This is a genomic window from Bradyrhizobium sp. MI1.3 (assembly GCF_055811695.1).
In genome coordinates, this window is sequence record NZ_JBVVPQ010000123.1 from 1 (window position 1) to 10752 (window position 10752).

The 10752-nt window shown below is 62.1% G+C and carries 15 protein-coding genes; 13 read left to right on the top strand and 2 right to left on the bottom strand.

From position 1 onward, the window contains the following. From AC0L3A_RS38665 to AC0L3A_RS38690, 6 genes are all read left to right on the top strand, one after another. The coding region (locus AC0L3A_RS38665; RefSeq protein WP_473256362.1) for a zincin-like metallopeptidase domain-containing protein at nucleotides 1–291 on the top strand (291 nt) is incomplete at its 5' end. A gap of 108 nt (nucleotides 292–399) precedes the next feature. Continuing rightward, entirely contained in the window at nucleotides 400–642 is a 243-nt protein-coding gene (locus AC0L3A_RS38670; RefSeq protein ID WP_473256363.1) for a hypothetical protein, read from the top strand. Further along, nucleotides 642–1703 carry a DUF7146 domain-containing protein gene (locus tag AC0L3A_RS38675; RefSeq protein WP_473256364.1) on the top strand — a complete coding sequence of 354 codons (1062 nt, stop codon included), beginning with the start codon at nucleotides 642–644 and terminating at the stop codon, nucleotides 1701–1703. The genes AC0L3A_RS38670 and AC0L3A_RS38675 overlap by 1 nt, the downstream gene beginning before the upstream one ends. A 330-nt stretch (nucleotides 1704–2033) precedes the next feature. Next, nucleotides 2034–2957, top strand: a complete 924-nt coding sequence (locus tag AC0L3A_RS38680) for an SLOG family protein (RefSeq protein ID WP_473256365.1) — start codon at nucleotides 2034–2036, stop codon at nucleotides 2955–2957. Nucleotides 2958–3217: 260 nt separating this feature from the next. Next, nucleotides 3218–3436, top strand: coding sequence for a hypothetical protein (locus AC0L3A_RS38685; RefSeq protein ID WP_473256366.1), 219 nt, complete (start codon nucleotides 3218–3220; stop codon nucleotides 3434–3436). Between the two features lie 688 nt (nucleotides 3437–4124). Continuing rightward, nucleotides 4125–4445 (top strand): DUF736 domain-containing protein, encoded by a 321-nt coding sequence (locus AC0L3A_RS38690; protein WP_018454792.1) that lies wholly within the window; start codon nucleotides 4125–4127, stop codon nucleotides 4443–4445. A gap of 235 nt (nucleotides 4446–4680) precedes the next feature. Here AC0L3A_RS38690 and AC0L3A_RS38695 read toward each other — a convergent pair whose 3' ends face one another. Continuing rightward, complete coding sequence (locus AC0L3A_RS38695) at nucleotides 4681–4908, bottom strand: helix-turn-helix domain-containing protein (RefSeq protein ID WP_007594546.1); 228 nt, start codon at nucleotides 4906–4908, stop codon at nucleotides 4681–4683. A gap of 224 nt (nucleotides 4909–5132) precedes the next feature. Between AC0L3A_RS38695 and AC0L3A_RS38700 the strand changes: the two genes are divergently transcribed. The 5 genes from AC0L3A_RS38700 (at nucleotide 5133) to AC0L3A_RS38720 (ending at nucleotide 7661) form a co-directional block, all read left to right on the top strand. Continuing rightward, nucleotides 5133–5405, top strand: coding sequence for a DUF2285 domain-containing protein (locus AC0L3A_RS38700; protein WP_473256367.1), 273 nt, complete (start codon nucleotides 5133–5135; stop codon nucleotides 5403–5405). A gap of 165 nt (nucleotides 5406–5570) precedes the next feature. Next, nucleotides 5571–5810 carry a transcriptional regulator domain-containing protein gene (locus tag AC0L3A_RS38705; protein ID WP_473256368.1) on the top strand — a complete coding sequence of 80 codons (240 nt, stop codon included), beginning with the start codon at nucleotides 5571–5573 and terminating at the stop codon, nucleotides 5808–5810. Continuing rightward, a complete protein-coding gene (locus tag AC0L3A_RS38710; RefSeq protein WP_473256369.1) occupies nucleotides 5710–6342 on the top strand; it encodes a DUF2285 domain-containing protein in 633 nt (210 codons plus the stop codon). The genes AC0L3A_RS38705 and AC0L3A_RS38710 overlap by 101 nt, the downstream gene beginning before the upstream one ends. Nucleotides 6343–6475: 133 nt before the next feature. Further along, on the top strand, nucleotides 6476–6757 hold the full coding sequence (locus AC0L3A_RS38715) for a helix-turn-helix transcriptional regulator (RefSeq protein WP_247412053.1): 282 nt from the start codon (nucleotides 6476–6478) through the stop codon (nucleotides 6755–6757). A gap of 22 nt (nucleotides 6758–6779) precedes the next feature. Next, nucleotides 6780–7661 (top strand): replication initiator protein A, encoded by an 882-nt coding sequence (locus tag AC0L3A_RS38720; protein ID WP_473256370.1) that lies wholly within the window; start codon nucleotides 6780–6782, stop codon nucleotides 7659–7661. A 587-nt stretch (nucleotides 7662–8248) separates the two neighbouring features. Here AC0L3A_RS38720 and AC0L3A_RS38725 read toward each other — a convergent pair. Beyond that, nucleotides 8249–9298: an IS110 family RNA-guided transposase gene (locus AC0L3A_RS38725; RefSeq protein WP_473256373.1), complete on the bottom strand. Its 1050-nt coding sequence runs from the start codon at nucleotides 9296–9298 to the stop codon at nucleotides 8249–8251. Between the two features lie 281 nt (nucleotides 9299–9579). Here AC0L3A_RS38725 and AC0L3A_RS38730 point away from each other — a divergent pair, with 281 nt between their 5' ends. After that, nucleotides 9580–10044, top strand: a complete 465-nt coding sequence (locus AC0L3A_RS38730; RefSeq protein WP_473256371.1) for a DUF2840 domain-containing protein — start codon at nucleotides 9580–9582, stop codon at nucleotides 10042–10044. After that, the gene (locus tag AC0L3A_RS38735; protein ID WP_473256372.1) at nucleotides 10041–10553 is read left to right on the top strand and encodes a S26 family signal peptidase; all 513 of its coding nucleotides are present in this window, start codon (nucleotides 10041–10043) and stop codon (nucleotides 10551–10553) included. The genes AC0L3A_RS38730 and AC0L3A_RS38735 overlap by 4 nt, the downstream gene beginning before the upstream one ends. The last annotated feature ends 199 nt before the right edge of the window (nucleotides 10554–10752 follow it).

The following is a 10752-nucleotide window of genomic DNA, read 5'->3' on the forward strand; positions in this document are numbered from 1 at the left end:
GGAGATGGCAGCATGATCAGCACCATCTCCAGCGGCGTAAAATTTCAAATAAGGGCTGGACTGTCAGGATATGTTGCTGAAATCTCGTCTGCGTTCAGTTGCGCCTCGCTCGGCATCGTGCCGACGGTGCGGCATGCCGACTATATCGGCTCTTGGCTTGAAGTCTTGCGCGAGGACAATCGTGCAATTATCCGGGCTGCTTCCAAGGCCAGCAAGGTTGCCGATTATCTGCTTGGCTTTCTCCCAGAACCCGTCGGCGACATGCCGACGGAGGACCAGCAGGCGGCGTGAGGTTCTGCTCGGTGGGCACCGGCACAAGAGTAAGAGGGGGCAGGGTTGTTTCCGTGACGGGTTGGAGGCCGAGAGAGAGGCTCCCGGCTGCCCGTCGTGGAGCATCGCATGCCAAAAGCTGTCCAAAAAATCACGTCGGCCGATGTCGGAGTGCCCCGTGGAAAGCGCATCGAAGTATCGGGATCCAATGCCAAGACGCGCAAGAGCTTGCGAGGGGACGGCCTCTTTGAAGAGATCATCTTCTGTCAGCTCCTCATGTTCGTGCGGATGGGCGCAAGTGGCATAGAGATGCTGTCGAAGGTACGCGACCGGTATCCGGTCGAAGGTGCCCTCTGGCAGGAGGCGGCCTGATGTCCCGCCAAGCTTGCGAGCTGGCACGCCGCCTCGCGCGCGACGCGGAGGCGGTATGCCGACACTATCTCTCCAATGGCAAGCGGGCGGGGCGGTATTGGGTGGTCGGCGACGTCCACAACAACCCCGGCCGCTCACTGTTCGTGCGGCTCCAGGAATCGCCGAAGGGAGCGGCGGGTAAGTGGACCGATGCTGCAACCGGCGCGCATGGTGATCTGCTCGACATCATCCGCGAAACTCTGGCTTTGCGAGACTTTCGTGAGGTCGCCGAGGAGGCGAGGCGCTTTTTGAACCTGCCTCGTTCTGAGCAGAAACCCGCCCCAAGACCTATTCCCTCGGTCGTACCGCCCAGATCGCAGGTAGCCGCCCGTCGGCTCTTTGCGATATCCAGCCCGATCGAGGGGACACTGGCTGAAACGTACCTGCAGCGCCGCGGAATAACCCGCGTCCACCATGATGGCAGCCTGCGCTTCCACCCACGTTGCTACTATCGGCCCGACGAGCATTTGCCGACTGAAACCTGGCCGGCGATGATCGCCCGCGTCACGGATCTTGACGGTCGGATCACCGGCGTGCACCGGACCTGGCTCGATCCGGATGGCTTTGATGGTGTTCGGCTCGGCAAGGCTCCGGTCGACACGCCACGACGGGCCATGGGCGATCTGCTCGGCAATGCCGTTCGGTTCGGCGTGGTGGACAACGTGCTCGCTGCCGGCGAGGGTATAGAGACGATGCTTTCGTTGCGCTGCGTGCTGCCGACCTTGCCTATGGCTGCTGCACTCTCGGCCAATCACCTCTCAGCCATGCTGCTGCCGTCTAGCCTGCGCCGGTTCTACATTGCGCGCGATGCCGATGCCGCCGGTGATGCGGTGCTGGCAATTCTCAGCCAGCGGGCAGCAAACGCCGGCATTGAAGTGGTCGTGCTGTCGCCCCGGCTGGGCGACTTCAACGAAGATCTGCATGTCTTCGGTCTCGAAGCCCTCCGAGCAGCGCTGCGGTTTCAGCTTGTGCCAGAGGATAGCGTTCGCTTCCTGCATTCGTCGACGGTGGCCGCGGAGTAGCTCCCAGTCTTCGATCGACGTTGATGGGCCGGTCATAGGCGAGGCCAATACCGGAAGAGGACGCGACCTCGGCCTTCTAGAGGTCGATCGGACGGCAGCCAGCCCGGGCCGGCAATGGCTGCGTTCGGCTATTTTCCGCCGCGCGCCAGCGATTTGAAGACACATCATGCAGTTGGCCGCGCGCTTTGCATCGCGAAGCAAAATAGCCGGCCTCTGCCATCCTCCGCTGCCGCTTCGGCCCTGTCGGGTTCTGGCCCGGCCCGCCCGCCGTCAGAGGATCGCCACGAAGGCCGCGATGGTCGCGGCCGATCCGGCAAAGGACCTCTTCTCATGACCGACCATGACGACATCGAACCGCCGCATGCCTCTTCCCCGACCGACCACATCCTCACGGAAATACAGCTCTTCGGCTATCGTCCCTTCGACGACCAACCCGATCCAAGACCGCTCCCGGAGGGCAAGATGATCGTCGGCGCCATAGCGGACATGTTTGATGCCCTGGTTGCGACCCTGAACGACACGCGACTTGAGCCGGACCTTGACAATCTGCTCTGGTCGACCGTCAACCTGTTCCATCGTGCCATCGACCGCGTCGAACGCCACCTCGATGACAACGAACAAGCGCAGCACAAGAGCCAGCGCGAGCAGAACGGCTCGGAAGTGCGATCGGTCGAACTCGAGCGCCTGACGGCCGAAGGCATAACGCTGATCGAGCGCCGCAACTGCCTGGAGCTCTTCCGCGACCAGGCCATCGAACAATTTGAGGTCCACACCGGTTCGGCCTGGCGCCCACGATCGGGATCATTGGTCAATCACCGAACGCTCACCGCAGCAATGATCGACTCCCGCGACTTCATCGCCGCCAAGCGTCGTTCCGAGACCGAGGTCATGTTGCCAGCCGGACCGAAAATCGCACTCACCGGTGGGCTCGACTTCAATGACCACAACCTCATCTGGGACCGCCTCGACAAGGTTCACGCCAAGCACCCCGACCTGGTCCTCCTCCATGGCGCCTCCCCGAAAGGCGCCGAAATGATCGCCTCCAAATGGGCGACCAACCGCAAGGTGCCGCAGATCGCCTTCAAGCCCGACTGGACGAAGCACGCGAAGGCGGCGCCGTTCAAGCGCAACGATGCGATGCTCGAACTCCTGCCGATCGGCGTCATGCATTTCCCGGGCACGGGAATTCAGGACAATCTCGCCGATAAGGCGAAGCGGCTCGGCATTCCCGTCTGGAAGTTCGGCGGCGCATGAGCGCCGTCGCCTCGAAGACGCCAAGGTGGAGTTGCTCGCCGCAACTCCGCCTCGTTTCGTTTTTACATCCAAACTGCGCCGTGGTGGTGGTGGAAGGCGCGATTGATAGATCCATGCACATGGGGCCACCGCCATGCTCGCGCTTGGGCTTGTTCTCAACACACTCGGCATTGGCTTGTTCTGCTGGGCCATTTTTGCGCTCGCGGTGTATGCGCTACCGTTCTTCGTCGCACCCAGTATCGGGATGTTGGCATTTCGTCATGGCGCGGGCGTCGTCGGCGCACATCGGAATGGCTTCTGGCACGCTCACGCTTGCCGCGAGTCAAGTCGCCTTCGCCCTTAGTCGGTCCTTGGCCTTGCGCATCGCGATCGCAACCGCATTGACGTTCCCCGCAGCGATCGCCGGCTATCAGGTGATTTTTGCCCTGTCGCAGATCGGGGTGCCTTCATTGCTTGGCACGAGGCGTTCGCATGCCTAGGAGCGATTTGCATCGGCGGCACGGCATGGACACGCTTGACCATGTTCGCGGGGACCCTCCCGTCGGAGTCGGCCGGGGTGGTGGAGAATGCGCCTGAACCAGTTCTCACAGCCGCCGCGCACGAGCGGTGAGGCTTCCTCACCGTCATCGATCGAGCAAGACCGCACGGTGCCTCACGTTGATCGAGGGGGCGTCAAGCTTGAGCGAGAGGCAGCCGGACTTCTCCTCGGAGCGCTTTAAGGATGCCCTAGCGATCTCTGTCTGATCCACATAGCTGCTGTGGGTCGGCGCGCTGCGCTCGATCGTTCCTTCCGCGATGATACCGCCCCTTGCGGCAGATTGTTTCTCTTTCTGCGCTGAACCGTACCAACCTCTTGTGCAGTTCAATCGAGATTCGCCAAGCCTTCTCCTTAAGATTGCGGTTCAGCACGCGGACGCACGTGGCCTCTTTGATGGCTTGATCTGGCCGAAGACCGGCTGCGCCTCGATCGTCTGAGCCGCAACGCCGTTGATGCGACTTTCTTCCCCTGGGCTTGCGCCCATTCCTCGCGAGGCAAGAAAGTCGCCGCAACGACGTCCTCCGCTGCGCTCCGGCCCTCGAGCGGGTGCGTCGCCGATCGTCTTCGGCCTGCAGACCGCCATCGAGGCCGCGATGGTCGCGGGCTCGAAACACAACAGGAGAAGTGACATGGCTAACATTGGTTCTTTCAAGAAGGTCGGCAACGATTTCCAGGGCGAGATCGTCACCCTGAGCCTGCAAGCCAAGGGCGTCCGTATCGTCGCCGAGACCAACCGATCCAACGACAACGCTCCCAGCCACCGCATCTACGTGGGCCGAGCGGAGATCGGCGCAGCTTGGTCGAAGCGCTCCGAAGAGGGCCGCGATTACCTCTCGCTCAAGCTCGATGATCCCTCATTCAACGCGCCGATCTACGCCAACCTGTTCGATGATGAAGGCGGCGAGGGCTACACGCTCCTCTGGTCGCGGCCGCGCAAGAACGGCGAGTAAGCTCGCTCCACCAAGCCCCGCCCGAGAGCAGATCGGGCGGGGTCTTCTCGAGATCCTGCCTCGGCGGGTGCACCGAACAACGCACCGTTGAACCGTCGTTCGTTTGATGGGCGCGATCGGCACATTCTCTCTGGAACTCCGCGTGTTCGAGATCTGGTGCACGGCCGCCGATCCAACCGGATCGCCGGCCGTGACGCGTGTCCGCGTCGGTAGCTCCCGCTCCGCCCGCGGAACGTCAGGATCGAACTTTAGACACCTTCTCTTCAAGCAGGTCTGCAGGGCGGACCCCTAAAGCTTGGGCAATCTGCCAGATCGTGAGCAATGTCGCGTTTTGTAGCCCTCGCTCCATGCTGCTTACGAAGGCCCGGTCGACGCCCATTCGTTCCGCCACAGCCTCTTGGCTCAAGCCAAGGGCCAGTCGAAATCGACGCGCGTTCGCTCCGAAGACCTTGCGAATATCCATCCGCAGGATAGGAAGCAATCGCGTATTTTGGCGCTACGTGTTATAATACGCGGAGCTGGGTGGGCACAGACGGAGCTTCGATTGCTGAAGATATGGGAACCGCGGCTTCTTGAACGCTCGCCCGAGCACGTGGCACGCCATATGCTGCAACAGGGAACTGTTCGAGCCGGCAAGGCTTGCGCCTTGCGATTAGATTTACAATCCCGCGCATATTGTAGTCTCTGATGTCGAAGCCGCCGCTAGATCCCGACGTCGCGGATGTCGCGCCGAACGAGCCGGCGCTGACAGCCTATGACGAACAGCATGTCGTCACGTACATTCGCCTCCTGCAGGCAGAGGGTGAGGGGGCGGATTGGCGTGAAGTCGCTCGAGTGGTCTTGCATATGGACCCAGGGCGAGAGCCGGACCGTGCGCGGAGCGCATATCAGAGTCATCTTGCGCGCGCCAAATGGGTGACTGAGCAGGGGCGTCTCTTGCGCGGCGCCGGCTCAACATAGAAGAAAATCGCCGAATCGCGACTTCCAGGCAGAACTATTTTCTTCCGCAAACAGGTGGTTATCCCGCAGCACCACGTGGTGCCAAACTAGGGGCTTCCTACAACCGCGTCGTTCATAACTATTGCGCCGCAATCCTTGTTAGCTGCGTGCAATGGGGCGGAAGCAATGCCTGAATTCGACTGGCGGTCGCCGGATTCCTACAAGAGCCTAGAAAACGCCGAAATCACCGACATCGCCTGGGAATGTCTTCGCCGTAATGCGGACTATCGACGCGACTTTGAGGCGATGATCGCTAGCAGCCCAGATGGCGAAGCGACCGCGGAGTTCAGGAGGAGGTGGGGCATCTGCTTTCGCCCAGGACCCCCAGCGGTCCTTCGACGAGCAGATAATCTTTTGGGCGCCTGAGGTTCTAACGACCGTCGTTCCGGTCACGATCGCCTCGGCCGCCGATCGCAGTCCGGCTTCTCGGCCACTGCTCGACCTTACAGCCGGGCAGGTGCGCCGCGCCGCCGACGGCTGGCATATCGTGCTGCGCATCGGAGCGACCGATCACCGTGTTTGGTCCAAAGAGCCTCCCGTGGTCGGCGCCTCCTATGCAGCCGAATTGCTGTTTGACGGCGATTTGGAAGCGCGCGCCTATGCAGCGCGGCGGCTGTGGCGCGCAATGATCGGACGCGCGCCGGGTCCTGCCTTTCACAAGTTATCTAAGCAGCGGCGCGAACGCCTGAGCGCCGCCATCCGCGCGCTCGATGCGCATACTGCCGTTGGCAGCTATCGCATGACCGCCGAAGCGCTGTTCGGCAAAAAGCGCATCCCTGATCGCGGCTGGAAGACGCACGATTTGCGCAATCGAACAGTCCGCCTGGTGCAGGGCGGCCTCGCGTTGGTACGCGGAGGCTACTGCAAACTTCTGCGGCCTGGCCGCAGGAACAAGTAGCCCCTCGGCCGAGGGGTATCGAAAATCGACCCCCCGATATTCGGCATCCCCCTCCGAGAACTTGCTTCTCCATGATGACCGCACATACGCCGACGCCGCCATGCGCGGTGCGTCGTCACCTTGGAGTGCTCAAATGCCCGATGCGATGACCGGACTGCCCCCGCGCTTCCTGCGTACACCGGAGGCCGCGCGTTATCTTGGTCTCTCGGGACGCACGCTCGAGAAGCACCGGACGTACGGCACCGGCCCAACGTATCGGAAGATTGGCGGACGTGTTGTCTACGCCCTGGATGATCTGAAGGCATGGGCTGATCTAGGCGCCAAAACGTCAACGTCGGATCCCGGCAAGGGCACTGTTCTTCCGGCTAAGAAGCACCCGGTGCTACGCCCGTATGCGGGCCAGGAACGTCGCTGATCGTCGCGTGAGAGCAGTGACCATGCGGCGCAAACAACATTCCGAGCGTGACCACCTTAAGCTCTTTCGGGCGCTCCCCGGGGATCTCGCGCCGCGCGATGCGCAGGATCTGATGGCTTATCCGTTCTTCTCGCTTGCAAAAACGAAGCGGATTGCACCGATCGACTTGCGTGCCTGCGCGATCGCAATTCGTGTCGAAGCGGTGCCGGAACAGGGCATGGCGACCATTTGGGATGCGGACGTTCTGATCTCGGCCGCTTCCCAGATCGTTGAAGCTCGTAACGCCGGCTTGAAGCCGTCGTGCCTGATGGCTGCAACGCCTTACGAAATTCTGACGTTTGTGGGCCGCGGCACCAGCGCAAGCGACTATGACCGGCTGAAGGCGGGTCTCGACAGACATCAGTCAACGACCGTGCTGAGCTCGATCCGCCAGCCGGCAGAACGGCGGCCGCATCGCTTCTCCTGGATCAACGAGTGGAAGGAGACGGCCGATGCAAAGGGTCGTCCATTTGGGCTCGAGCTGATCCTGCCGGATTGGTTCTATGCCGGCGTCATCGATGACGCACTCGTTCTGACGATCGACCGCGCCTATTTCGACCTCACGGGCGGGCTTGAGCGGTGGCTCTACCGGCTCGTGCGCAAGCACGGTGGACGCCAAGGTGGCAGCTGGAGCTTTGACCTTGTGCACCTCCATGCCAAGTCCGGCATCATCTCGCCGCTCAAGCTCTTTGCTTACGACGTCCGCCAGATCGTCCAGCGCCAGACATTGCGCGGCTATCAGCTCGCGCTCACGCGCGATCCGAACGGTACGGAGCGACTGAACTTCGCACCTACGCCTGTTGATCCCTTAAAAGGCACGCTTGCGCCGCCGCGGTCTCATTCCAATTCGGAGGACAACCTGTGAATCAGCTCGTGCTATCGAGGACCGCAACCCTCGTGCTATCGGGGACCCGATCCTGGTGCTATCGGGGACCGAAATCGAGCTTAAGAGCTTCTTTTTCCGCGCCTTCCCGCTGGTCTAACTTCACTAACATACTGACACTAACTTCCAGTTGTGAATCAGTACGTTGTGAACAAGTCGGCGGCGCGTGCAGCGAGGATGCCTCAGGCCTCGACTCTCTCACGCGCAAAGCTTCGCTGCAATACGATTGTTATCTCCAGTCTGCGCGCGCGAACGCGATCGCGCGCAAATCTTCGCGATCGCTGGCGTCGACATCATTGCCAGGTGCGCGTCACGTCCTTTTGCAGCCACTCGCTCGTCGAGGAGAACTCGCTAACATCCGTGGTTGGCACGATGGCCACCACAAGCCGGAATCTGAGGAAAGGGCGGTCAGGCTAACCAGCGCCGTGCTTGATGGCTTCAAACCTCGTCATGAAGCCGCCGGCAAGAAAAGTTGCGATCTCACCCAGATCCCCGTCTCCTCGGGAGACGCCGCTCCGCCGTGGCGGAAGGAAAAGGCGCGCGTGGAAGCGGCCGGGTCGCGGAGGCCCTTACACCGCCGCAGCGACCCGGCCGCGCTTGCCGCCGGCGCCAAACCGGAAGGTGGTGCCATCGATCCAGATCTTGTGCAGCAGCACGGCGAGCGCCCGCGCCGCCGCGGTTGCCGCGCGCTTCAGACCCTTCTTCCTGGCCAGCCGCAGGCCCCAGAGCCGCAGCTTGAAGGTCTTCGGAATGCGCGTCAGGATTGCGATCGCAGCCTCGTACAGCATCGCCCGCGTCAGCTCGTCGCCGCATTTGGAGATGCTGCCGATCCGGTCGGTCTGGCCGGATTGATAGCGCCGCGGCGTCAGTCCGAAATGGGCGCCGACATTGGTCGACTTTTTGAATCGCGACGGATCGTCGACGGTGGCGCGGAATGTCAGCGCCACCAGCGCGCCGACGCCCGGCACCGTCATCATCCGCCGCACCACCTCGTCACCGCGTGCGGCCGCCAGCACCAGGCGGTGCAGTTTTGCCAACTGCAGCCGCATGGCGTTGCGGGCGTCCAGCAGCGGCACGACGATCGCTTCCAATTCCTTCTTCCCGGCCAGGAGATCGCGCACCCGCGCCTCAAAACGGCCGACCGAGATCTCGCCAACCTTGAGGCCGAACGGGCGCAACAGGCCGCGGATCATGTTCTCCATGTCCAGCACCTTGCCGAGCAAAGCCTTGCGCCCGACCAGCAGCGCCCGCAACGTCTGTGTGCTCTCCGACTTGACGTGAACCGCGCGGAACCAGCCGGTCCGCATCATCTGCGCAATGCCCCTGGCGTCGTTGCGGTCGGTCTTGTTCAGCATCGCGTTCAGCGCCGCCTTGGCGTGCCGGGTCTCGATGCAGATCACGGGCAGGCCCTTGTCGGACAGCGCCGTGAACAGCCAGGCACTGTACGAGAACGCTTCCAGCCCGACGCGCTTCAGCTGGATTCCCCATTCCGCCAGGAACAGCTCGATCGCGTCCGGATCGGTCGCGAGTTTCGTCTCCCGGACCACCTTGCCGTCGCCGTCCACCACGCAAATGTTGGTCGCCTCGAGCGACACATCAAGCCCTGCATAGAAGTCCATCATGCGCCTCCACCACCGCCGACCGCCGGACCGCACCACGCGTTCCGTTCGCGAATCGCTGTGCAGCATTTTCGCAGCAGCACGGCCGGCGAGGGGGCACAGGTCAGTACCCCGGCTAACCAGAAATCCTTCGGATTTCTTCTAACGGAGCAGGCCGAAAGCCACGTTGGCGGCGCTCGGCAACGGCAGTCCGACAGTTCAGCCTGCCTTTGCAGGCCACGCACACTCTCCACCGAGCCTCAGGCTCACGGCTACCAGCTCCAGCGTCAGGGAGCCGCCGCATGAGCGATCTCACGGAAGTGGAAGTGTTGTGGCTCGAGAAGCGCATCGAAAACCGCATTCGGTTCGGTCGCGTCGTCAATGAACGCAAGCTTGATGGTCACCGGCGTGTACTGTCATTCGCGCCTGGCAGCATCTTTGCCTTCGTCCGTTGGACCTCCAGCGACTTTGGCACGATCATCTCGCGGATTGACATCTTGCGAGCGGTCGCACCAGGACAGCGCTGCTCGACCGTGCCGTATGTGAAGCCGGGCGGAGAGATTTTGCTGCGGCTCTCCGGTTGGCCGAAGGTCGAACGAGTGCTGCAGATGGTCGATGCGGTCGAAGCGCTCGGCATCGATCCCGCCGATGTCGCTCCTGATCATTGGCATCACGTTCATAACCGTCTGTCCGTGAACGAAAATCCGCGCGCTTACACGAAGGCACGCCACCAAGCCTGGCGCCATCGTCAGAGGGTGATGCGATGAGGGGCCGCCTGAAGACGTTGACTGCAACATTCGGAGCCGCTGCTGCGCTTGTCGCGACAACCGTCGTGGAGCCGCTTCCACGCTACATTTGGAATGCATCAGCGAGCGTACCAATCGGTCTCTATCGGCTGCGACCGGCAAAACGGTTCCAGGTCACTGAGCTGGTCGCCGTTCAGCCGCCGGAACTGCTTGCGACCTTTCTGGACTTGAACGGCTATCTGCCGGTCGGCATTCCCATGCTCAAGCGGGTCTTAGCGCTGCCCGGGCAGACGGTCTGCCGAAGCGGGCTCACGATTTCGGTCGATGACATTGTGATGGGCGAGGCGCGAGAGCGCGATGGTCGTGGCCGGCCGCTGCCGGAATGGCAGGGTTGTCGCGTGGTTGGCGACGGTGAGCTGTTCCTCATGAACTGGCAGTCAGACGACTCGCTTGACGGCCGATATTTTGGATTTCTTCCGGCGTCGGGCGTGATCGGCCGTGCCCTCCCGGTGTGGACGTGGGAGGAGTGATCGTGCGTGTTCTACGTTTCCGTTCTGCCATTCCTCTGTTCGATCAAGTGCAGGACCATTCCTCCGTTCTCTAATCGCGGCCCATCATGCAAGTCCTTTCTTTCCATTTCTCAGCACACACAAGAGTGCTGGTCTTGTCCGTCGAAGCGATGGCGAGCGAAGGTTCGCTTGGAACGGCGAGGTCAAGCCCGAAGCCGCC

What these genes read in the sequence shown, in the direction of transcription:
- AC0L3A_RS38670 (WP_473256363.1), top strand. Translation starts at nt 400, where the DNA reads ATGCCAAAAGCTGTCCAAAAAATCACGTCGGCCGATGTCGGAGTGCCC.
- AC0L3A_RS38675 (WP_473256364.1), top strand. Translation starts at nt 642, where the DNA reads ATGTCCCGCCAAGCTTGCGAGCTGGCACGCCGCCTCGCGCGCGACGCG.
- AC0L3A_RS38680 (WP_473256365.1), top strand. Translation starts at nt 2,034, where the DNA reads ATGACCGACCATGACGACATCGAACCGCCGCATGCCTCTTCCCCGACC.
- AC0L3A_RS38685 (WP_473256366.1), top strand. Translation starts at nt 3,218, where the DNA reads ATGGCGCGGGCGTCGTCGGCGCACATCGGAATGGCTTCTGGCACGCTC.
- AC0L3A_RS38690 (WP_018454792.1), top strand. Translation starts at nt 4,125, where the DNA reads ATGGCTAACATTGGTTCTTTCAAGAAGGTCGGCAACGATTTCCAGGGC.
- AC0L3A_RS38695 (WP_007594546.1), bottom strand. Translation starts at nt 4,908, where the DNA reads ATGGATATTCGCAAGGTCTTCGGAGCGAACGCGCGTCGATTTCGACTG.
- AC0L3A_RS38700 (WP_473256367.1), top strand. Translation starts at nt 5,133, where the DNA reads ATGTCGAAGCCGCCGCTAGATCCCGACGTCGCGGATGTCGCGCCGAAC.
- AC0L3A_RS38705 (WP_473256368.1), top strand. Translation starts at nt 5,571, where the DNA reads ATGCCTGAATTCGACTGGCGGTCGCCGGATTCCTACAAGAGCCTAGAA.
- AC0L3A_RS38710 (WP_473256369.1), top strand. Translation starts at nt 5,710, where the DNA reads ATGGCGAAGCGACCGCGGAGTTCAGGAGGAGGTGGGGCATCTGCTTTC.
- AC0L3A_RS38715 (WP_247412053.1), top strand. Translation starts at nt 6,476, where the DNA reads ATGCCCGATGCGATGACCGGACTGCCCCCGCGCTTCCTGCGTACACCG.
- AC0L3A_RS38720 (WP_473256370.1), top strand. Translation starts at nt 6,780, where the DNA reads ATGCGGCGCAAACAACATTCCGAGCGTGACCACCTTAAGCTCTTTCGG.
- AC0L3A_RS38725 (WP_473256373.1), bottom strand. Translation starts at nt 9,298, where the DNA reads ATGGACTTCTATGCAGGGCTTGATGTGTCGCTCGAGGCGACCAACATT.
- AC0L3A_RS38730 (WP_473256371.1), top strand. Translation starts at nt 9,580, where the DNA reads ATGAGCGATCTCACGGAAGTGGAAGTGTTGTGGCTCGAGAAGCGCATC.
- AC0L3A_RS38735 (WP_473256372.1), top strand. Translation starts at nt 10,041, where the DNA reads ATGAGGGGCCGCCTGAAGACGTTGACTGCAACATTCGGAGCCGCTGCT.